General features: G+C 72.0%; 16 protein-coding genes. 3 read left to right on the top strand and 13 right to left on the bottom strand.

Features of this window, described 5'->3' with window-relative positions; all coding sequences use genetic code 11:
- Window positions 1-164: 164 nt before the first annotated feature.
- Together ACIP93_RS26380 and ACIP93_RS26375 are read left to right on the top strand one after the other, a co-directional pair.
- Window positions 165-1,619 (top strand): cytosine permease, encoded by a 1,455-nt coding sequence (locus tag ACIP93_RS26380; RefSeq protein WP_401762224.1) that lies wholly within the window; start codon window positions 165-167, stop codon window positions 1,617-1,619.
- Window positions 1,620-1,670: 51 nt separating this feature from the next.
- The gene (locus ACIP93_RS26375) at window positions 1,671-2,669 is read left to right on the top strand and encodes an LLM class flavin-dependent oxidoreductase (protein ID WP_401762221.1); all 999 of its coding nucleotides are present in this window, start codon (window positions 1,671-1,673) and stop codon (window positions 2,667-2,669) included.
- Window positions 2,670-2,672: 3 nt separating this feature from the next.
- Here ACIP93_RS26375 and ACIP93_RS26370 read toward each other — a convergent pair whose 3' ends face one another.
- The 4 genes from ACIP93_RS26370 to ACIP93_RS26355 form a co-directional block, all read right to left on the bottom strand.
- Window positions 2,673-4,097, bottom strand: a complete 1,425-nt coding sequence (locus ACIP93_RS26370; protein WP_345228121.1) for a sugar porter family MFS transporter — start codon at window positions 4,095-4,097, stop codon at window positions 2,673-2,675.
- A gap of 220 nt (window positions 4,098-4,317) precedes the next feature.
- Window positions 4,318-7,866, bottom strand: coding sequence for a chromosome segregation protein SMC (smc, locus tag ACIP93_RS26365; RefSeq protein WP_401762218.1), 3,549 nt, complete (start codon window positions 7,864-7,866; stop codon window positions 4,318-4,320).
- Between the two features lie 240 nt (window positions 7,867-8,106).
- Entirely contained in the window at window positions 8,107-8,328 is a 222-nt protein-coding gene (locus tag ACIP93_RS26360) for a hypothetical protein (RefSeq protein ID WP_345228123.1), read from the bottom strand.
- A 392-nt stretch (window positions 8,329-8,720) separates the two neighbouring features.
- A complete protein-coding gene (locus ACIP93_RS26355) occupies window positions 8,721-9,014 on the bottom strand; it encodes an acylphosphatase (protein ID WP_345228124.1) in 294 nt (97 codons plus the stop codon).
- A gap of 134 nt (window positions 9,015-9,148) precedes the next feature.
- Here ACIP93_RS26355 and ACIP93_RS26350 point away from each other — a divergent pair, with 134 nt between their 5' ends.
- The gene (locus ACIP93_RS26350; protein ID WP_401762214.1) at window positions 9,149-10,072 is read left to right on the top strand and encodes a CAP domain-containing protein; all 924 of its coding nucleotides are present in this window, start codon (window positions 9,149-9,151) and stop codon (window positions 10,070-10,072) included.
- Window positions 10,073-10,344: 272 nt separating this feature from the next.
- Here ACIP93_RS26350 and mutM read toward each other — a convergent pair whose 3' ends face one another.
- The 9 genes from mutM to ACIP93_RS26305 form a co-directional block, all read right to left on the bottom strand.
- Entirely contained in the window at window positions 10,345-11,211 is an 867-nt protein-coding gene (mutM, locus tag ACIP93_RS26345; protein WP_401762211.1) for a bifunctional DNA-formamidopyrimidine glycosylase/DNA-(apurinic or apyrimidinic site) lyase, read from the bottom strand.
- 101 nt (window positions 11,212-11,312) lie between these two features.
- Window positions 11,313-12,101: a ribonuclease III gene (rnc, locus tag ACIP93_RS26340; protein ID WP_401762208.1), complete on the bottom strand. Its 789-nt coding sequence runs from the start codon at window positions 12,099-12,101 to the stop codon at window positions 11,313-11,315.
- Window positions 12,102-12,108: 7 nt separating this feature from the next.
- Window positions 12,109-12,282, bottom strand: a complete 174-nt coding sequence (gene rpmF / locus ACIP93_RS26335; RefSeq protein WP_003965982.1) for a 50S ribosomal protein L32 — start codon at window positions 12,280-12,282, stop codon at window positions 12,109-12,111.
- Window positions 12,283-12,284: 2 nt separating this feature from the next.
- Window positions 12,285-12,923, bottom strand: a complete 639-nt coding sequence (locus tag ACIP93_RS26330; protein WP_345229124.1) for a DUF177 domain-containing protein — start codon at window positions 12,921-12,923, stop codon at window positions 12,285-12,287.
- Between the two features lie 170 nt (window positions 12,924-13,093).
- The gene (locus ACIP93_RS26325) at window positions 13,094-14,194 is read right to left on the bottom strand and encodes an ATP synthase F0 subunit B (protein ID WP_401762206.1); all 1,101 of its coding nucleotides are present in this window, start codon (window positions 14,192-14,194) and stop codon (window positions 13,094-13,096) included.
- Between the two features lie 91 nt (window positions 14,195-14,285).
- Window positions 14,286-14,786 (bottom strand): pantetheine-phosphate adenylyltransferase, encoded by a 501-nt coding sequence (gene coaD, locus ACIP93_RS26320; RefSeq protein WP_401762203.1) that lies wholly within the window; start codon window positions 14,784-14,786, stop codon window positions 14,286-14,288.
- A gap of 26 nt (window positions 14,787-14,812) precedes the next feature.
- Window positions 14,813-15,433 carry a 16S rRNA (guanine(966)-N(2))-methyltransferase RsmD gene (rsmD, locus tag ACIP93_RS26315; RefSeq protein ID WP_401762200.1) on the bottom strand — a complete coding sequence of 207 codons (621 nt, stop codon included), beginning with the start codon at window positions 15,431-15,433 and terminating at the stop codon, window positions 14,813-14,815.
- 299 nt (window positions 15,434-15,732) lie between these two features.
- Window positions 15,733-17,946 (bottom strand): ATP-dependent DNA helicase RecG, encoded by a 2,214-nt coding sequence (gene recG / locus ACIP93_RS26310; protein ID WP_401762197.1) that lies wholly within the window; start codon window positions 17,944-17,946, stop codon window positions 15,733-15,735.
- A 48-nt stretch (window positions 17,947-17,994) separates the two neighbouring features.
- Window positions 17,995-21,057 (bottom strand): BTAD domain-containing putative transcriptional regulator, encoded by a 3,063-nt coding sequence (locus ACIP93_RS26305; RefSeq protein WP_401762195.1) that lies wholly within the window; start codon window positions 21,055-21,057, stop codon window positions 17,995-17,997.
- Window positions 21,058-21,126: the final 69 nt, after the last annotated feature.

Genomic DNA, 21,126 nt, shown 5'->3' with positions numbered 1-21,126 from the left:
GGGGCCGCGTCGTGGCTTCCTCCAAGCGACATACCCCATTTCAGGGGCGCAGTCGGGTCAAAGTACGATGGCCTCACTCGTGTCAACGCGCGTAGAGTCCTCACGATCACTCCCCCACCGGCCCGCAACGTGGCGTGCCGAGCGAGAGGCATGGACCCCCCACCATGAGCACCACCGCAGAAAATCCTCCTGCCGAGGGCAACGAGGGCACGGTCGAGACCCGCGGTCTGGAACCCGTCCCCGACAACGAGCGCACCGGCCGGGTCGGCAAGCTCTTCCCGACCTGGGTCGCCGCCAACATCAGCGTGCTGCTGCTCACCATGGGCGCGGGCCTGATCGTCTTCAACGGCCTGAACTTCTGGCAGGTGCTGGTCGTCTCGGTCACCGCGCCGGTCGTCTCGTACGGTCTGGTCGGGCTGATCTCGATCGCGGGCAAGCGCGGCGGCTCCCCCGGCATGGCGCTCTCCCGCGCGGTCTTCGGCCAGCGCGGCAACCTCTTCCCCGGTTCGCTGATCTGGGTGGCCCGCTGGGGCTGGGAGACCATCAACGCGGTGACCGGCGCGTACGCCGTGCTGACGGTGCTCGATCTGCTCTTCGGCGTGCAGAGCAGCACCACGCTGGTCGTCATCACCCTGCTGCTCTTCGTGACGTGCACCTTCGTCGTGTCGGGCCTGGGCATCAACGCGCTGCGCGTGTGCCAGAAGTGGTCGACGTACCTCTTCGGCGTCTTCAGCGTCCTGGTGCTGGTCTACCTGATCGCCAACACCGACTGGGCCTCCGTCTTCGCCAAGCCCGCCGGCTCCACCGCGATGCTGATCGCCGGTATCGGCACGATCGCCGCGGGCGGCATCAGCTGGGTCCCCTCGGGCCCCGACTTCACCCGCTACCTGCCGCGCACCGCCTCCCCCAAGGGCATGGTCGGCGCGTCGATCGGCGGCGCGGGCATCGTGGTGCTGCCGATGGTCCTGATGGGCGCGGTCATGGCGGTCTCCACCCCGGACCTGGCGAAGGCGCAGGACCCGGTGTCCTTCATCGGTGAGCTGCTGCCGGCCTGGATCTCGGTCCCGTACCTGGTCATCGCGCTGATCGGGATGCTGCTGATCAACTCGATGTCGATGTACTCGGCCGGTTTCACCGCGCAGACCCTCGGCATCAAGGTGCCGCGCGCCTGGGCGGTCAGCGTCAACGCGATCATCAGCCTGATCTTCGGCTTCCTGCTGATGGTGGTGGCGACCAGCTTCATCGGCTCGTTCATCTCCTTCCTGACGCTGCTCGCGGTGGCGTTCTCGGCGTGGATCGGCGTCTTCGGCGTGGACATGTTCACGCGTACGTCGTACGACGGCGAGGCTCTGATGGACACCACGCGCACCAGCGCCTACTGGTACCGGGGCGGCTTCGCCTGGACCGCGATGGCGGCCTGGGGCGTGGCCCTGGTGGTGGGCCTGCTCTTCACCAAGGTCGACTGGTTCACCGGCCCGCTGGCCACCACCTGGCTCGGCGCGAACGGCCTCGGCTGGGTCGTCACGATCCTGGTCGCCGCCGCTCTGTACGCGGTGCTGCCGCGGCAGAAGCCCGCGTCCGACACGCCGGTGGAAACCCGCGAGACCCTGTCCATCTGACATCCCGTCAGTTAAGGTCCCCCTCCACCGGTGGAGGGGGATTCTCGCGTCATGGCGTTCTCAGTGGTCCGGTTCAACCTGGTCGATCCCGACGCGTCCCCGGCGTCGCTGTCCGCGCGCTACCGCGCCGCGCTGGAGATGGCCGCGTACGCCGACGAGCACGGCGTCGACACGGTCCAGACGGAGGAGCACCACGGCGCCGCCAACGGCTGGCTGCCCTCGCCCCTGGCCTTCGCGGGCGCGGTCTTCGGCGCGACGCGGCGCATCGCGGTCACCGTCTCCGCGATCATCGGCCCGCTGTACGATCCGCTGCGCCTGGCCGAGGACATCGCCGTCCTGGACCTGCTCAGCGGCGGCCGCCTGGTCACCGTCGCGGGGATCGGCTACCGGCCCGAGGAGTACGAGCAACTGGGCGCCGAGTGGAGCAGGCGCGGCAAGCTCCAGGACGAGCTGCTGGAGACCCTGCTGAACGCCTGGTCGGGCGAGCCGTTCGTCTTCCGGGGCCGGACCGTGCGGGTCACCCCGCGTCCGTACACCCGGCCCCGTCCGACGCTGCTGGTCGGCGGCAGCTCCCGGGCGGCGGCCCGGCGGGCGGCCCGGCTGGGGCTGCCGTTCTTCCCGAGCGCGCACCTGCCGGAGCTCCAGGCGTACTACGAGCAGCAGTGCGCCGAGCACGGTACGCAGGGCTTCTGCCTGATGCCGGAGGCCGAGACACCGCTGCTGCACCTCAGCGAGGACCCGGAGCGCGCCTGGGCGACGTACGGCGGGCACTTCCTGCACGAGGCCCGGACGTACGCCTCCTGGCAGCGGTCCCAGGACATCCGTTCGGCGGTGCGTTCCACCGCGAGCACCGTCGAGGAGCTGCGCGCCGAGGGGGTGTACCGGATCCTGACGCCGGAGCAGTGCGCGGCGCTGGACGCCCGGAGCCTGGTGCTGCATCCGCTGTGCGGGGGGATGCCGGTGGAGGAGGGGCGGGAGAGCCTGCGGCTGTTCTGCGAACGGGTGCTGCCCCGGCTCGCGGAGCGGACCGGGGCAGCGTCGGGGGACTGAGCCTCAGCCCATGTCCTCCAGCTTCTTGCCCTTGGTCTCCTTCACGAACTTGAGCACGAAGGGGATGGAGAGGGCCGCGAAGACCGTGTAGATGACGTACGTCCCGGAGAGGTTCCACTCCGACAGGCTGGGGAAGCTCGCGGTGATCGCCCAGTTGGCGATCCACTGGGCGGCCGCGGCCACGCCGAGGGCGGCGGCGCGCAGCCGGTTGGGGAACATCTCGCCGAGGAAGACCCAGACCACGACGCCCCACGACAGGGCGAAGAAGAGCACGAAGACGTGGGCGGCGATCAGGGCCACCATGCCCTGGGTGTCGGGCAGCTTGCCGTTCACCATGTCGGCCGAGAAGGCCCAGGCCTCGAAGGCGAGGGCGATCGTCATGCCGGCCGAACCGATCAGCGCGAGCGGCTTGCGGCCGATCCGGTCGACGAAGATCATCGCGATCACGGTGCCGATGATGTTGATGATCGACGTGGTGAACGAGTAGAAGAACGACTGGCTCGGGTCGATGCCCACGGACTGCCACAGCGTCGCCGAGTAGTAGAAGGCGACGTTGATGCCGACGAGCTGCTGGAAGACCGAGAGGCCGATGCCGACCCAGACGATCGGCAGGAAGCCGAACCTGCTGCCCAGCAGGTCCTTGAAGGACGACTTGTGCTCGCTGCGCATGCCGTGCTTGATCTCGGCGACGCGGGCGTCCAGGTCGATGCCCTCGCCCTCGACCTCGGTCAGGATCTTCTTCGCCCGGTCGACCTTGCCGACGGAGATCAGGAAGCGCGGGGACTCGGGGATGGCGAAGGACAGCAGGCCGTAGATCACGGCGGGGACCACCATGACGCCGAGCATCACCTGCCAGGCCTCGAGACCGGCGAAGACCTTGTGCCGGTCGTCGCCGCCCGCCCAGTTGAGGATGCCCCAGTTGACGAGCTGGGAGATCGCGATGCCCAGCACGATCGCGCCCTGCTGGAAGGAGCCGAGCCGGCCGCGGTAGGCGGGCGGGGCGACCTCCGCGATGTACGCCGGGCCGATCACCGAGGCCATGCCGATCGCGATGCCGCCGAGGAAGCGCCACATGGTGAGGTCCCACAGCGCGAAGGGCAGGGCGGAGCCCACGGCGCTGATGGTGAAGAGCACGGCGGCGATCTGCATGACCCGGATGCGGCCGATCCGGTCGGCGATGCGGCCGGCGATCGCGGCGCCGATCGCACAGCCGATCAGGGCGACGGCGATGACCTGCCCGAGGGTGCCCGCCCCGATGTCGTACTTGGCGCCGATGGCCTTGGTGGCGCCGTTGATCACCGAGCTGTCGTAACCGAAGAGGAAGCCGCCCATCGCGGCGGCGGCGGTGATGAAGATGACGTGCCCGAGGTGGTCCGGGGCCGGCTGGCCGGCGGAGGACGCCGATGGGGTCTTCGCTGTGCTGGTCACGTGAACTCCTGGGCCCGGCCTCGTCGCCGGGCGTGTCCGTGGGGGGCAGGCTCGTCAAGGGGACTTCCAGTGGCGCACACCTGCACGCTGTCCACCACTCGAAGCTTCTTGTAGCCGGTTGTCGCTACTTGAATCCAAAAGGAACGAAGGAGATCGTATTCCTTCACCCTTTGAAGCAAGTGGCGGGGTGTGTCCCCGGGGAACACGGAGCCGCGCGAGCTCAGCGCAGCCGCTGGCTGATCACCTTCGACACCCCGTCGCCCTGCATCGAGACGCCGTAGAGCGCGTCCGCCACCTCCATGGTCCGCTTCTGGTGGGTGATGACGATGAGCTGGGAACTCTCCTGGAGCTCCTTCATGATCCGAATCAATCGCTGGAGGTTCGTGTCGTCGAGCGCCGCCTCCACCTCGTCCATCACATAGAAGGGGCTGGGCCTCGCCTTGAAGATCGACACCAGCAGCGCGACCGCGGTGAGCGAGCGCTCGCCGCCGGACAGGAGCGACAGCCGCTTCACCTTCTTCCCCGGCGGCCGCGCCTCCACGTCGACCCCCGAGGTCAGCATGTTGTCGGGATCGGTCAGGACCAGCCGTCCCTCGCCGCCCGGGAACAGCTGGGCGAAGACGCCCTCGAACTCGCGCGCCGTGTCCCGGTACGCCTCGGTGAAGACCTGCTCCACCCGCTCGTCCACCTCCTTGACCACCTGGAGGAGGTCGGCCCGGGTCCGCTTGAGGTCCTCCAACTGCTCGGAGAGGAACTGGTGCCGCTCCTCCAGCGCCGCGAACTCCTCAAGAGCGAGCGGGTTCACCTTTCCGAGCTGCTGATACGCCCGTTCGGCGGCCTTCAGCCGCTTCTCCTGCTCCGCCCTGACGAAGGGCCTGGGCAGGTTGCGCGGGTGCTCCGGGTCCTCGGGCAACTCCCCGCCGTCGGCCGCGGGCGAAGGCGGCACGGGCTGCTCCGGCCCGTACTCGCCCACCAGCGCCGCCGGCTCCACGCCCAACTCCTCCAGGGCCCTCGTCTCGAGCTGCTCGATCCGCAGCCGCTTCTCCGCTCCAAGTACCTCGCCGCGGTGAACCGAATCGGTGAGCTTGTCGAGTTCCTGCTTCAGCTCCCGCCCGCGCACCCGCTCCGCCGCGAGCTCCTTCTCCCACTCCGCCTTCGCCGCCTCCGCGACCGACCGCTCCTCGTCCGCCCGTACGAGGGAGACCTCGGCGTGCGCCAGCAACTGCCGGGCGCCGGCCGCGACCGCCGCCGCCACCCGCGCCTCGTAGCGCATCCGGGCCCTGTGCCGCTCGGCCCGCGCCCTGGCCTCGCGCTCGGCGCGGGCGCCCCGGTCGAGCGCGTCGGCCCGCCCCGCCAGGCCCTGCACGCGCTCCTCGTGCGTACGGACCTGAAGCCTGGCCTCCATCTCGGTCTGCCGGGCGTTCGCCCCGTCCGCCGCGAGCCGGTCCCGCGTCGCGGTGTCCGGCTCCTCCTCCACCGGCGCCTCCTCGGCCACCGCGAGCCGCTCCGCCAGTTCCTCGGCCTCCCCGACGGCCCGCTCCAGCGCCTCCTGCGCCCTGGCCGCCGCGGCGGCCGACCGCTCGGCCTCCCCCGAAGCGCCGCGCGCCTGCCCGGCGAGCCGCCCCAGCCGCTGCGCCACCGCCGACCGCTCCCGGTCCCCGGCCCGCCGCGCCTCCCCCAGCTCCTCCGCCAGGGCCGCGCACCGGGCCCTGCGCTCCTTGGCCGCCGTCTGCCGGCCGGCCAGCTCCGCGCACCGCACGGCCAGCTCCGCCAGCTCCGCGTCCGCCTCGTCCACGGACGCCTGTACCTCCAGCAGGCTCGGCGCGCCCGCCGAACCGCCCTGCGCGAAGTGCGCCCCGAGCACGTCGCCCTCTGCGGTGACGGCGGTCAGCCCCGGGTGCGCGCAGAGCAGGTCCTCGGCGTCCTCCAGCGTTCCGACGACCACCGTCCCGCGCAGCAGCCGCCGCACGGCCCCCATGAGCTCCTCGGGCCCCCGTACGAATTCCACGGCGTACGGCGCGGGGGCCTCGCCCTCGGCGGCCTCCCCCGGCTCACCGGCCAGCAGCAGCGCCGCCCGTCCCGCGTCCTGCTTGCGCAGCAGCCGGATCGCCTCGGCGGCGGCCCCGGGACCGCGCACCGCGACCGCGTCGGCCGCCGCCCCGAGCGCCGCGGCGACCTGCACCTCGTACCCCGGGACGACCGTCAGCAGCTCCGCCGCAGGACCCAGCAGCCCGGTCAGGGACTCCCCCGCGCCGAGCAGCGCGCCCGTGCCGTCCTTGCGGCGCAGCCCGAGCGCCAGGGCCTCCCGGCGGGCGGAGGTGGCGGCCCGCTCGCGCTCGGCCGCCGTCAGCTCCTCCCGTACGTCACCCAACTCGCCGTCCGCCCGGGCCAGTTCGCGCCGGGCGGCGTCGTGCCGCACGGCCAGCTCCGCGTCACCCGCGTCCAGTCCTTCGACCTCCGCCCTGAGCTGCTCGTACTCCTCCTGGGCCGCGTCCGCCCGCTGCTGCGCCGCGTCGCGGGCCTCGGCGAGCCGGTCGATCTCGGCCCGCGCGGAGCCGGCCCGGCTGCGGGCCGCGTCGACCTGCCCGCGCAGCCGGGCCAGCCCCTCCCGCCGGTCGGCGACGGCCCGGGCGAGGTCCTTCAGCCTGCGTTCCTCCGCCGCGAGGCCGCGCTCCAGCTCGGCGCGGTGCTCGACGGTGTTGTCCAGGGCGTGCCGCGCCGTCTCCAGAGCGGCCGTCAACTCGGCCTCCTGCTCGCGGACGCGGGCGGCCTCGCGCTCCATGTCCTCGGGGTCGCGACCCCGGCGCTCCTCGACGGGAGCGGCGTTCGCGCTGGTCACGCGGGCGTCGGCGAGCGAGACCGTGCCGCGCACCCGCTCGGCGAACCGGGACAGCTCGTACCAGGCCTGCTGCGCCCGCTGGAGCCGGGGCGCGAGCCTGCGCACCTCCTCCTCCAGCTCGGCCTCCCGCTGGAGCGCGGCCTCGAGCTGGGCCCCGGCGGCCTCCTTGCGGGCCTTGAGCGCTGCCTCGTCGGCGATCTCGGCGCCGAGCGCCTCCTGCATCCGTACCAGGTCGTCGGCGAGGAGCCGCAGTCGTACGTCACGGAGGTCGGCCTGGATCACGGCGGCCCGCCGGGCGACGGCGGCCTGACGGCCCAGCGGCTTGAGCTGGCGGCGGAGCTCGCCGGTGAGGTCCTCGACGCGGGCCAGGTTGGCCTTCATCGCCTCCAGCTTCCGCAGCGCCTTCTCCTTGCGCTTGCGGTGCTTGAGGACGCCGGCCGCCTCCTCGATGAAGGCGCGGCGGCCCGTCGGATCGGCGTGCAGGACGGAGTCGAGCTGCCCCTGACCGACGATGACGTGCATCTCCCGGCCGATGCCGGAATCGGAGAGGAGGTCCTGGATGTCGAGCAGCCGGCAGGTGTCGCCGTTGATCTGGTACTCGCTGCCGCCGTTGCGGAACATGATCCGCGTGATGGTGACCTCGGCGTACTCGATGGGCAGCGCGCCGTCGGAGTTGTCGATGGTGAGCGACACCTCGGCGCGCCCGAGCGGAGGCCGCCCGGTCGTGCCGGCGAAGATGACGTCCTCCATCTTGCCGCCGCGCAGGGACTTGGCGCCCTGCTCGCCCATGACCCACGAGAGCGCGTCCACCACGTTGGACTTGCCCGAACCGTTGGGGCCGACGACACAGGTGATGCCGGGCTCGAAACGGAGCGTCGTGGCCGACGCGAACGACTTGAAACCCCGGAGGGTCATGGCCTTGAGGTGCACGCAGCCGGACTTTACCGGGATGTCGCGATCATCCACCGGACTCGCCGGGCCGTCCCGGTTTCACCGATGAATGTGCAGGGCACATCAGACGTGAGGAAAACGGGGTGTGGCCGGGAGGTCGACCGGAGGCGACGAAAGATCGACAGAGGTCGACGAAAGGCAGAAGGGACGCCGGAAAAGACGTCCCTCGCAGAAACCGGGAAACCGCGCAGGTGTCGGCCTGCGACGGCGACTGCGGAATCAGGTGAGTGCGGGCTCCGCGCGCGGGACGTCCCTTTCGAAGTCCTCGTCGAGCACGGAAGAGTCTCCGCGGTGCTGAGCGGCGGCGGTGAGCGTGTCGTTCTCGTTCTGAATCCGGTTGAGCTCGGACTCGAGATCCTGGACACGCTGCTGAAGCCGTCGCATCTCGGCGAGGAGTCGCGGGTCGGAGCCGCCGACGTAACCGAGAAGCGCCTTTGCCATGATGAGTGGTCCTCCACACTGAGTGACCGACCGGGAGCGGTTGGGTCGTGAGGGAATCGCACCCGCGGTGCTTGGCAGTGCTGTTGTTTCACTGCGGTTCTCGCTGCCAAACAGCTAAGGTGCGCGGGGATTCCAGAGTCTCACCAAAAAGTTTGACGGTCAACACGATCACAGCCCGTATCGATGGGCGACCCGGGGGCGTTCGGCCGTCTGCGGCACGGGGACCGACGGCAACGCACTCTCTGCGGGGCCCTGAGGGCGCGGAGATCATCCTTGTACGGGCAGCCTTCCATGACTACCCGTTTCTGGCAACCACCAGGGCCTTTCTGCCGAACGCACATGCCAGGGGCACGCCTTCGCGCCCCGGCCCGACGGGTCCGGGGCGCGGCGGATCAGCGGATGGCGAAGCCGGTGTACCCCCCACGAGGTGTGCTCCATATCTCAGTGACACCGTCGACCCGGCCGGGAGTGTCGTCCGAGCGCAGCCACTCCAGCAGGCGGTGGCACTGCTCACGGGGGCCCTCGGCGACCACCTGCACGCGGCCGTCGTCGAGATTGAGCGCGAAGCCTTCGAGGTCGCCGATCTGCAAAGCGTTTGCCCTGGTGAACCAGCGAAAGCCCACTCCCTGTACCCGACCGCGCACCCATGCGGTGAGCCGTGCGTCGGGCCGTGCGTCTTCGTTCATGACTGCACGCTAACCGGCCAATTGCCCAAGCGGCACTTCGCCCCCACCCGTCATGCCGTACAGTCCCGACGCAATGAGCCTCATCCTTATGGGTGAACACATGGACCGTCGAGTTTCTGAGGAAGGCACAGCAGATGGGACGCCATCGACGCACTGCCGCCGGGTCCGACGCCGCTGAGTTCGCGGACGGAACGGCCGGCGGCAACCACGGCGGCCACCGGAAGAAGCGCCCCGCACCGGTGCGCACCGGCCTTCTCGGTGTCTCCGCGGCCCTGGCCTTCGGCGCGGTGGCCGTGGCGTCCGGCATCCTCCCCGGCAGTGACAACTACACCCTCGGCGGCGGCGGCAACGGCTCCGGCGACCGGGTGACCGCGGGCGGCGCGGTGGACCTCAAGGCGCAGGGCGGTGCCACCGCGACCCCGGCGGACCGGGCCCCGGCCCCGGCTGCGACGCCCGGGACGGACCGGCCGCAGGCCCCCTCGCAGACCCCCTCCCCGCAGCGCTCGAACCCGGTCGGCGCGACGCCGGAGCCGGACGCCGATTCGCAGCAGCAGACGAAGCCGGACACCGCGAAGACGGACGCCGCGAAGGCTGCCCGGTCCGCGGCGGCGCAGCGTCCACAGACGCACACACCCGCCGCCACCCCGGCCGCCCCGCAACCGCGCAAGGCCCCCTCCTCCGCGAACGACGCGGCGGCGGCCGTGCTCTCCCTGGTCAACCAGGAACGCGCGAAGGCGGGCTGCCGCCCGCTGCGCCCGGACACCGGCCTGGCCACGCTCGCCGCCGGCTTCAGCCGCGACATGGCGGCCCGCGGCTTCTTCGACCACACCGACCCGGACGGCGCGACTCCGTGGGACCGCGCCGCGAAGGCGGGCATCAAGGACCTCGGCGGCGAGAACATCGCCCGCGGCCAGGCCGACGCCCAGGCCGTGATGGACGCCTGGATGAAGAGCGAAGGCCACCGCAAGAACATCCTGAACTGCGAGTACACGACCCTGGGCGTCGGCGTGCACATGGCCGACGGCGGCCCGTGGTGGACCCAGGACTTCGGTTTCTGACCGCCCCCCACCGGGCTGGTGACCATCGGGGCCCGTGACCATCGAGGCCCGCGACCCCGGGGATTCCGGCCGCCGGAATTCGCGGACCGTTCCGCCGGTCGCTGTCAGTGGCAGTCCGGGCGAGCCGGGCTCGGCATGGGGGACGACGGCCTCCCGCGCGGAGAGTTCGGGCGTCGTGCAGGCCTCGGACATCGTGACTCCCTGTGCGGACACGGCGGATCAACGGAGCATCGACCGCACACTGGTCCGCACCACCGGCAATCCCCGTCCCGCTACCGCGCGGTGACCACCCTCGGCGGACGCTGGCACTTGGGGCAGAAGTAGCTCGACCGGTTCATCCACGGCCGGCGCCGCATCGGGGTGCCGCACCGGCCGCACGGCAGGCCCTCGCGCCCGTACGCGTCGAGCGAGCGGTCGAAGTAACCCGATTCGCCGTTCACGTTGACGTACAGACTGTCGAAGCTGGTGCCGCCGACGGCGAGCGCCGCGGTCATCACGTCCCGGACGTGGCCGAGGAGTTCCGCCGAGCGCGGGCGGGTCATGGACGCGGTGGGGCGGTCGTAGTGCAGGCGCGAGCGCCACAGCGCCTCGTCCGCGTAGATGTTCCCGACGCCGCTGATCAGCGACTGGTCGAGCAGCGCCCGCTTGATCGTCGTTCGCCGCAGCCGCAGCGCCGTGTGGAAGGCGTCGTCGTCGAAGGCCTCGTCGAGGGGGTCGCGGGCGATGTGCCCGATGACGTCGGGGAGGCCGTCGGCGGTGGTGTCGTGCAGCGAGAGTCCGCCGAAGGTGCGCTGGTCGACGAAGCGCAGCTCCGTACCGAGCCCGTCGGCGAAGCGCACGCGCACCCGCAGGTGCTTCTCGTCGGCGGTCTCCTCGGGCCGGACCAGCAACTGGCCGCTCATTCCGAGGTGCCCGAGGACCGCGAGCGGCGCGTCGTCCAGCGGCAGCCACAGGTACTTGCCGCGGCGCCGCGCGGCTCCCATCCGGTGCCCGCGCAGCCGCTGCGCGAAGTCCTCGCCGCCGGCGAGGTGGCGGCGCACCGCACGCGGATGCAGCACCTCGACCTCGGCCACCGTGCGGTCGGCGACCCACCGCTCCAGACCTCGGCGTACGACTTCCACTTCGGGCAGCTCGGGCACGGCGGTACTCCTGTCACGGTGTTCGGGTACACGTCCGGCCCCGGCGCCGCCCTGCGAGGGGCGCCACCGGGGCCGGACGTACTGCTGCTGGTCAAACGGGGTCAGGCGACCTGCGACGAGTTCTCGTCGTCCGGCTGGGGAGCCGGAACCGCCTCGGCCTCGGCCTTCGCCGCCGCCGCGCTGATCGCGCGCCATGCGGACTCCGCCGCCTGCTGTTCCGCTTCCTTCTTGCTGCGGCCGGTGCCGGTGCCGTACGAGACACCACCGACGCGGGCGGCAGCAGTGAAGGTCTTCTCGTGGTCCGGGCCCGTCTCCGTGACCAGGTACTCGGGGACCCCGAGCCCCTCGGCCGCGGTGAGCTCCTGGAGACTGGTCTTCCAGTCCAGACCGGCGCCGAGGCTGGACGACTTCTCGATCAGCGGATCGAAGAGCCGGTGCACCAGCTCGGAAGCGGCGTCCAGACCCTGGTCGAGATAGACCGCGCCGATCACCGCTTCCAGGGTGTCGGCGAGGATGGATGCCTTGTCCCGGCCTCCCGTGCCCTCTTCGCCCCGGCCGAGCCGGATGAAGGAGCCGAGTTCGAGGCCGCGGCCCACCTCCGCCAGCGCACGAGAATTGACCACCGCGGCCCGGAGCTTGGCCAACTGGCCTTCCGGGAGGTCGGGGTGGGTGCGGTACAGCGTGTCCGTGACGACGAGGCCGAGCACGGAGTCCCCGAGGAACTCCAGACGCTCGTTCGTCGGCAGGCCGCCGTTCTCGTACGCGTACGAACGATGGGTCAGCGCACGCACCAGAAGGGCGGACTCGAGGTGATACCCGAGCCGCCCTTCCAGAAGCGTGTGAGACGAGGCATTGTCCGTCTTGTGTGACTCAGACATGGTGCCTCTCACCAGCCGCTCAGACCTCGAGGACCTGGCGCTTGTTGTACGTGCCGCAGCTCGGGCACGCAATGTGCTGGAGCTTCGGCTCCTGGCAGCGCTCGCACGACACCAGGGTGGGGACCGCAGCCTTCCACTGCGACCGGCGGTGGCGCGTGTTGCTGCGCGACATCTTCCGCTTCGGAACAGCCACGGCTACTTCTCCTGCTTCTCGTCGACGCCGGAATCAGCGTCGTGCACGTTGTCCTTCTCGTCGACCTGGCCGGTCTCGACGAGTCCCTGCAACGCCGCCCAACGGATGTCGACGGCGTCATGATGGTGGTCCGGGTTCTCGTTCAGGCTGGTCCCGCACTGCGAGCACAGACCTGCACAGTCCTCCCGGCACACCGGCTGCATCGGCAGTGCGAGCACCACCGCATCGCGCAGCACCGGTTCGAGGTCGAACAAGCCGTCCTCGAGGAAGAGTGTGTCCTCGTCGTCCTCGGCGTCGTCGCCCGGTTCCGCTTGTGCGCGGCCCCGGTCGTCGGCGTCAGGGTACGAGAACATCTCCTGGAAGTCGGCCGCGACCTTCAGTCGCACCGGCTCCAGACACCTTACGCACTCCCCCTCGGCCTCCGCACGGACGGTGCCTGTGACAAGCACCCCTTCCATGACGGATTCGAGGCGGAGCCTGATCTCCAAGGGCGCACCTTCCGGTACGCCGACGACCCCTTCGACACCGAAGTCCTTGGGGGCCTCCGCGGAGCGGGTCAGCCGCTGGAGCGCACCGGGACGCCGGCCCAGCTCGTGTGTGTCGAACACGAGGGGGTTGCGGTGGTCGAGGCGCGCGTTCAGGGGATTTCCTGCTTTCGGATTGCTTTCGGAGGGGCTGCCGTAGCGTCGCAGGACGGAAATCCATGGCGAATCGGGCAGCCGAGATCGCAGACGTGGTCCGCGACGAATGGCCAGGATACTTGACGCGTCGCCCAGTGCCCAATCCGGTCCCGGGGCCCCCGCGACGGGCGTCAGCGGCCCTGCTCGTACTCCCGCAACCGGTCGAGATCGATCATGCTCGTGTCGAACATGCTGGTCTCGTCAAGAGCGCCCTGCTGCTGGTGGGACTGCTGGGGCGGCTGGGACTGCGGTTGCTGTGGCAGGGGCCGGCCGTACTGGTCGTACCCCTGCTGGGCGTAGGAGGCCGCGTACGGGTCCTGCTGGTAACCGTACGGGTCCTGCTGGCCGTAGGGGGCCGCGTAGGCGTCCTGCTGCTGGGGCTGCCGGCCGTACTGGGCCGCGTACGGGTCGTACGGCTGCTGGGCGGGCACCTGGGGCTGGAGCTGCGGGGGCTCGGGGGCGCGCGGCGGGGCGGGGGCCTGGACCGGGGCGGGCTGCGGCTCGGCCAGGTCGGCGAGGAAGTCGGCGTCGGAACCGCGGAGCTGCGAGTGGTCCAGGCCGTCCTGCTCGGCCATGTGCAGGCCCAGGTCGTCGGAGGCGACGCGGCCGTGCAGCTTCTGGCGGCCCTTGCCGACCGCCTCCAGCGTCTTGGCGAGAACGGCCTCGAAGGCGCCGAGCTTGGTGTCGACGTACTCGTCGGCGCGGCTGAGCAGGGTCGCCGGGTCGGGGCTGTAGTCCGGGGCGTCGTCGTCCTCGGGGTCGCCGTAGCCCTGTCCGCCGAGGCCCGGGCCCCGGCCGAGCAGCTTCTCGCGGCCGCGGCCCACCGAGCCGATGGTCTTGGTGAGGACGACCTCGAAGTTGGCGAGCTTGGAGTCGACGTACTCGTCGGCCTCGGCGCGGATCTCCTCGGCCTCCTGGCGGGCCTCGGCGAGGATGCGGTCGGCCTCGGCCTGGGAGCGGCGGGCGACCTCGGTGTCGGAGATCAGGTCGCCGCGCTGGGCCTGGGCGGTCTCGATGATCCGCGCGGCCTCCTCGCGGGCCTGCTCGACCAACTGCTCGCGGCCGCCGATCAGCTCCTGGGCGTGGGCGAGGGAGTTCGGCAGGGCCTGCCGCACCTCTTCGAGCATGTCCAGCAGGTCGGCGCGGTTGACCACGCACGAGGCCGACATGGGCATGGACCGGGCGTTGCCGATCGCCTCGACGATCCGGTCCAGCTTGTTCTGCACGTCCACCGTGTTCTCGCCACTCTCTCGGCCTGGTGTGGAGACGGACGGGACGACTGTAAGGCCAGTCGTGTCCCGCCCGACACCTGCTGACGGTCTGTCAGTTGTCCGGCGCCTGCGCGCGCTTCTCCGCGAGGCGCTTCGTCAGCGCCGCGTGCACGTGTTCCGGCAGCAGGTGCGCGACGTCGCCGCCCCAGGCCGCGACCTCCTTGACCAGGCTGGAGGAGAGGAAGCTGTAGGTGGGGTTGGTGGGTATGAAGAGGGTCTCCACACCGGAGAGCCCGTTGTTCATCTGCGCCATCTGGAGTTCGTAGTCGAAGTCGCTGACGGCCCGCAGGCCCTTGACGATCGCGGGGATGTCGCGCTCCTTGCAGAAGTCGACGAGCAGCCCGTGGTGGGACTCGACCACGATGTTGCCGTAGTCGGCGGTGGCCTCCCGGATCAGCTCGATCCGCTCCTCGACGGAGAAGAGACCTTTCTTCGACTGGTTGATCATCACCGCGACGTGCACCACGTCGTAAAGGCTGGAGGCCCGGCCGATGATGTCGAGATGTCCGTTGGTGATGGGGTCGAACGACCCGGGACAGACTGCCCGGCGCATCTGTGGTCCCTCGCTCTCCGGTCCGGTCATCGTGCGTCCGCGCCTTCGGGGGCGTCGTCGCACGGTCGTGCGTCGTCGCACGGTGAGGCGGCGCGACCGTACCAGAGCGTTCCCTCGCCGTAGCGACGGGCCCGCAGCGGCTCGAATCCCTTGGGCCACGTGAATTCTCCGCCTCTGGTGCCGCGTTCCACGGTGGCGAGCGCGTCCTCCGCGAGCCACCCCTGGGCGTGGAGTGTGAGGAGGATCTCCCGAAGATCGTCGTCCGTGACGGCGTACGGGGGGTCCAGGAAGACGATGTCGTACGGGTCAGCGGGCGGCTGCGCGGTCACGACCTGCTCGGCCTTGCCCGCGCGGACCTCGGCGCCGGGCAGACCCAGCGTGCGCACGTTGTCCCGGATCGTCCGCACCGCCTTGGGGTCGGCCTCGACGAGCAGGGCGTGCACGCCGCCCCGGGACAGCGCTTCGAGCCCGACGGCGCCGGAGCCCGCGTAGAGGTCGGCGATCCGCACCCCCTCCAGCGTCCCGAGCAGCGCCTCCCAGGTCGAGAACAGGCCCTCGCGCGCGCGGTCGGAGGTGGGGCGGGTGCCGTTGCCCGGCGGTACGGCCAGGCGGCGTCCGCCGGCGGTGCCTGCGATCACGCGGGTCATGTGGTGAGGTCCTTGGTCGGTACGGGGTCGGGCTACCCGGCCAGTCTCTCAGCCCCACGCCCTTCCGGCAGGCGTGGGCCCCGCCGGAACGGGGTGCCCTTGTTCGCGGTGGAATACGCGGCTCGCGGTGGAGTACGCGTACGGCCGGTCCTGGCCGATGGAGCCGTCCGCGTCGCCCGAGAAGGCGAGGGAGCCCGTGTCCCTGGGCCGTCGAAGAGGCCGCGACGGCACCGCGCGCCTCGCACGCGTCCGCGTCACGTTCCGCGAGACGAGCGGCGGCCGGGCCGGCGCCGCCGTGGTCACCCCTTGTCCAGGTACTCCTCCCGGTCCTTGTCCAGCAGCGCGTCCAGCGCCGTCCGCAGCTCCGGGAGGCGTTCCAGTTCGGGGTCGGCGGCGACGATCTGGACGGCCTCCTCGCGGGCGGCCGCGATGACCTCCTCGTCCTCGATGACGGCGAGCACGCGCAGCGAGGACCGGACGCCGGACTGGGCCTGCCCGAGGACGTCGCCCTCCCGGCGCTGTTCGAGGTCGATGCGGGACAGCTCGAAGCCGTCGAGGGTGGCGGCGACGGCGGCCAGCCTGGCCCTGGCGGGACTGGCCTCGGGCATCTCGCTGACCAGCAGGCACAGCCCGGGGGCCGACCCCCGCCCGACCCGGCCGCGCAACTGGTGGAGCTGGGAGACGCCGAAGCGGTCGGCGTCCATGATCACCATCGCGGTGGCGTTCGGCACGTTCACCCCGACCTCGATGACCGTGGTCGCGACGAGGACGTCCACGTCCCCGGCCGCGAACCGGCGCATCACGTCGTCCTTGTCGTCGGGCTGCATCCGCCCGTGCAGCACCTCCACCCGCAGCCCCGCGAGCGCGCCGGCGCGGAGCTGCTCGGCGATCTCCAGGACGGCGAGCGGGGGCCGCTTCTCCGGGTCCTCGGCCTCCTCGGCGGCCTTCTTGGACTTCTTCTTCGGCTCGTCCTCGCCGTCCCCGATGCGCGGGCAGACGACGTACGCCTGATGGCCGTTCTCCACTTCCTCCCGCACGCGTTCCCAGGCGCGGGCCAGGAAGTGCGGCTTGTCCTTGGCCGGTACGACGTGGGTGGCGATCGGCGAGCGCCCGGCGGGGAGCTGGTCCAGCACGGACGTCTCCAGGTCGCCGAAGACGGTCATGGCGACCGTGCGGGGGATGGGGGTGGCCGTCATGACCAGCAGGTGCGGCGGCTGCTTGCCCTTGGACCGGAGCGCGTCCCGCTGCTCGACCCCGAACCGGTGCTGCTCGTCGACGACCACCAGCCCCAGGTCGTGGAACTGCACCTTGTCCTCGATCAGCGCGTGCGTGCCGATGACGAGTCCCGCCTCCCCCGTGACCAGGTCGAGCAGCGCCTGCCGCCGGGCGGGCATCCCCATCGACCCGGTGAGCAGCACGACCTTCGTCCCGATGGCCGATCCGCCGAGCATCCCGCCCTCGGCCAGTTCGCCCATCATCTCCACGATCGACCGGTGGTGCTGCTGCGCGAGCACCTCGGTGGGCGCGAGCATCGCGGCCTGCCCGCCCGCGTCGACGACGGCCAGCATGGCGCGCAGCGCCACCATCGTCTTCCCGCTCCCGACCTCTCCCTGCAGCAGGCGGTGCATCGGGTGTTCGGTGGCGAGGTCGTCGAAGATCTCCTTCGAGACCTTCCGCTGGCCCTCGGTGAGGGTGAAGGGGAGCTTCGCGTCGAAGGCGTCCAGGAGGCCGTCCGGGGCGGGCCTGCGGGCGACGGCGGGCAGTTGCGTCTCGGCGTGGCGGCGGCGGGCCAGGGCGACTTGCAGGACGAAGGCCTCGTCCCACTTGAGGCGGTCGCGGGCGTCGGCGATCTCCGCCTTGGTGCGCGGGCGGTGGATCTTGCGGAAGGCGTCGGGGAGCGGGACCAGGCCCCGGCCCTCGCGCAGGGCGGCCGGGAGGGGATCGACCAGCTCCGCCCAGTCGGCGGCCTCCATGGAGGCCAGGACCACGTCGACGGTCTTGGCGATCTTCCAGCTCTCCATCTGGGCGCAGGCCGGATAGAGGGGGATCAGTTGGTTCGCCCAGGCCTCGACGGCGTCGGAGCCCGCGTCCTTGCCGAGCATCTCGTACGCCGGGTGGGAGAGCTGGCGGATGTTGCGGAACACGCCGACCTTGCCGGAGAACATGCCCTTGCGGCCCGGCAGGAGTTCTTTCTGGTGGTGGTAGATCGCCTTGCCGAAGAAGACGAGCTGGAGGCGTCCGCTGCCGTCGGTGAGGGTGACTTCGAGGCGTTGGCCCTTGCCGTTGTTGAAGCGCAGCACGCGGGCGTCCGCGACCTGGGCGACGACGGTGGCGTGCTCGTCGAGCGGGAGGTCCGCGAGCTGGGTGAGCTCGCCGCGCTCGGCGTACCGCCGCGGGTAGTGGTGCAGCAGGTCACCGACCGTGTGCAGGTCGAGGTGCTCGGCCATCACCTTCGCGGTGGTGCCGCCGAGTGTCTTCTTGAGTGGTTCGTCGAGCGAGGGCACGAGATCCATTGGACACCATCCCTCTGACAAGGCCCGTCCCCTGTGGAGAACCCCGCCTCACGAGCGGGCCCGGCGGCCCCGCTCGTACGCCGCCCGGTACGACTCCTCCGTCAGCCCGGAGCGGGCCGCCTCCCTGGTCCGCACGACGTCCAGGTCGCCCAGCACGAGGGCGCCGCGCAGGGCCTCCGCCTCGCCGAGCAGTTCCGCCGCCCGCTCCGGAGCGCACGCCTCCGCCCGGGCTTCGGCGAGCTCGGCCGGGATCAGCCGGCCGGGCTGGCCGGCGGCCAGGACCGCGGCCTGGCCGAAGCACTCCTCGGCCCCCGCCCGGTCGCCCTCCGCCAGGGCGGTGCGGCCGAGGCCGAGCAGCACGCGCAGGGTCTCGCCCGTACCGAACCAACTGTCCGTGCCGACGGCGACGGCCGCCTCGTAGTGCAGGCGCGCGCGTGCCGTGTCGCCGGCCAGGCGGGCCGCGTCGCCGAGGCCGCGCAGCGCGCCGGCCGCCTTGTCGGGGACGCCGACGCTCCGGGACAGTTCGGCGGAGCGGGTGAAGAGGGCGACTGCCTCGCGGGGCCGGCCCGCGTGCAGCAGGACGTGGCCGCGCCGCATCAGCATGTCGGCGGTCTCCTCGGGGGCCCGGAGTTCGGTGACGAGGACCAGTGCCTCGTCCAGGAGGGCCAGCGCCCGGGCGTGGTCGCCGCGCCAGTGCGCGAAGGTGGCGAGCGGGTCGAGGGAGTTGGCGATGCCCCAGCGGTCCCCGGTCGCCCGGAAGCCGGTCAGCGCCGCCGTGAAGTCCTCCTCCGCGGCCCCGGGCCGCCCCGCGAAGAGCTGCTGGTAGGCGCGGCCCATCCGCAGCAGCGCCGCCGCCCAGGGGCTGCTGTCGCCGTACGCCGCCTCCGCCTCCGGCGGCGCCCCCGTGCTCGTGCGCGGGCCCGCCGCCAGGGACCACAGGGTGAGTGTGTGCGGGCGGCGCAGGGTGCCGATCAGGCCCGCGACGAGCCGGTCGGCGCGCGCGGTCAGTTCGTCGTCGGCGGCGGTGCCGTGCGGTCCCGCCCGGTGGTCGACGGCCGCCAGCAGGCACAGTACGTACTCCTCCGCCAGCCCCTCGGGAGGCCGCGGCCCGACCGTCTCCAGCACCGCACGGGCCGCCTGCGCCAGTTCCCCGGCGCGGCCGCGCAGCGGTGCGTACCAGGACAGGCAGGCGAGCAGCCGCAGGGAGGTGGCGGCGTCGCCGTGCCGCACGGCGGCCAGGAGGTCGGTGTGCTCGGCCTCCAGGCGGTCCAGCCAGCGCAGTTGGGCGGCCCCGCGCAGGTGCGGCTCGGCCCGTTCCGCGAGGTCCAGGAAGTACGCCGTGTGGGCGGTGCGGAACGTCTCCTCCTCCGCGCCCAGTCGCTCCGCGCAGAAGGCCCGGATCGTCTCCAGCATCCGGTAGCGCCCGTCGGCGGCCGTCACGAAGGACTTCTCGACGAGGGACGCGAGGACGTCCTCCGCGTCATCGGCCGCGCACACCTGCCGCACGGCGTCCGCCGTCACGGCGCCGGCGAACACGGTGAACCTGCGCGCCAGCCGCTGTTCCGCCGCGTCGAGCAGTTCCCAGCTCCACTCCACCACCGCGCGCAGGGTGCGGTGCCGGGGCTCCTTGGTGCGGTCGCCGCGCGACAACAGCCGGAAACGGTCGTCGCCCGGCCCGCCCAGCCGGTCGCCGAGGCGGTCCGCGAGCTCGCCGACGGTGAGGGTGCGCAGCCTGGCCGCCGCGAGCTCCAGGGCGAGCGGAAGGCCGTCCAGGGCCGCGCAGAGGCGCTCCGCGCGGGCGTGCCCCTCGCCGCCGGGGCGCAGGTCGACTCCCGGGCGCACGGCGGTCGCACGGTCCGTGAAGAGGCGTACCGCCGCCGCCCGCCCCAGCGGCTCCACCGTGACCAGCGTCTCCCCCGTGATCGACAGGGCCTCCCTGCTGGTGGCCAGTACGCGCAGGTCGGGGTGGGCGCCGAGGAGCCGTACGGCCAGGGCCGCCGCCCCTTCCACCAGGTGCTCGCAGTTGTCCAGCACGACGAGGAGGCCGGGGCAGGCGGCCAGTGCCGACAGCAGCCGCTCCAGGGCGTCGGCGCCGCCCGCCCGGTCGGGGAAGCCGCTCTCGCGCACTCCGAGCGCCGCCAGTACGGCGTACGGCAGGCCCGCCGCGTCCCGCACGGGTGCCAGCTCCACGTAACAGACCTGGCCTCGCCGGCGCTCCGCCGCCTCCTGGGCGAGGCGCGTCTTGCCCGCGCCGCCGGGGCCGGTGAGGGTCACCAGGCGGGCCGTGCGCAGCAGTCCGTCGAGCTGCTCCAGGTCGTTCTCGCGTCCGACGAAGCTGGTGAGCCGGGCGGGCAGCGGCCTGGGGGCGGCGGCGCCCTCCGGGCGCAGGAGTTCCAGGTGGAGGGCGGCCAGTTCGGGCGAGGGGTCGGTGCCGAGCCGCTCGGCGAGGGTGCGCCGGGCGTCCTCGTGGACGGTGAGCGCCTCGGCGGTCCGCCCGGCCGCCCGCAGGGCCCGCATCAGCAGTCCGTACGGCCGCTCCCGCAGCGGATGTGCGGCGATCAGCCCGCGCAGTTCCGGTACCAGGGCGGCGCCTCCCCCCAGCTCCAGCTCCGCCGCCGCGAGGTCCTCCCGGGCGTTCAGCCGTGCCTCCTCCAGACGGCGGGCCTCACCGGCGGCGAAGGCCGCGGGGGCGAGGTCTTCGAAGGCGTTTCCGCGCCACAGGGCCAGGCCCTCGCGCAGCAGTTCCGCGGCCCGTCCGTACTCCCCCGCGGCCAGTGCGGTGCGTCCGGCGCGCGCCGCGTCCTCGAAGAGGTGCACGTCGACGGTGGCGGGACCCGTGTCGAGCCGGTATCCGAAGGGAACCGACTCGACGCGTGCGCCGAGGGCTTCGACGCGTCTGCGCAGCCGGGACACCTGTGCCTGGAGGGCGTTCGCGGCTCCGGCCGGCGGCTCGTCGCCGTACAGGCCCTCGATGAGGCGCCCGGTGCCGACACCGCGCCCGGTGTGCAGGAGCAGCAGGGCGAGGAGAGTGCGCTGGCGTTCGCCGCCGGGATCGACGCTCCCGCCCGCGTCGGTGCGTATCTCCACGGGGCCCAGCAGTCCGAAGCGCATGCGCCGATTGTGCTGGGCGGGCGGCAAAGAGCCGGAAGCGGGCAAGAAAAAACCGGCCCACCCGAGGGT

Origin of the sequence: Streptomyces sp. NPDC088745, from assembly GCF_044751045.1 — a bacterium.
GTDB classification, from domain to species: Bacteria; Actinomycetota; Actinomycetes; order Streptomycetales; family Streptomycetaceae; genus Streptomyces; species Streptomyces cremeus.
This window is presented reverse-complemented; position numbering and strand designations above follow the sequence as displayed.

Bases quoted from the DNA above. Each gene is read 5' to 3' on its own strand.
- ACIP93_RS26360 (WP_345228123.1), bottom strand. From the start codon at position 8,328: ATGGCAAAGGCGCTTCTCGGTTACGTCGGCGGCTCCGACCCGCGACTC.
- ACIP93_RS26350 (WP_401762214.1), top strand. From the start codon at position 9,149: ATGGGACGCCATCGACGCACTGCCGCCGGGTCCGACGCCGCTGAGTTC.
- recG (WP_401762197.1), bottom strand. From the start codon at position 17,946: ATGGATCTCGTGCCCTCGCTCGACGAACCACTCAAGAAGACACTCGGC.
- ACIP93_RS26375 (WP_401762221.1), top strand. From the start codon at position 1,671: ATGGCGTTCTCAGTGGTCCGGTTCAACCTGGTCGATCCCGACGCGTCC.
- ACIP93_RS26305 (WP_401762195.1), bottom strand. From the start codon at position 21,057: ATGCGCTTCGGACTGCTGGGCCCCGTGGAGATACGCACCGACGCGGGC.
- ACIP93_RS26355 (WP_345228124.1), bottom strand. From the start codon at position 9,014: ATGAACGAAGACGCACGGCCCGACGCACGGCTCACCGCATGGGTGCGC.
- rsmD (WP_401762200.1), bottom strand. From the start codon at position 15,433: ATGACCCGCGTGATCGCAGGCACCGCCGGCGGACGCCGCCTGGCCGTA.
- coaD (WP_401762203.1), bottom strand. From the start codon at position 14,786: ATGCGCCGGGCAGTCTGTCCCGGGTCGTTCGACCCCATCACCAACGGA.
- ACIP93_RS26380 (WP_401762224.1), top strand. From the start codon at position 165: ATGAGCACCACCGCAGAAAATCCTCCTGCCGAGGGCAACGAGGGCACG.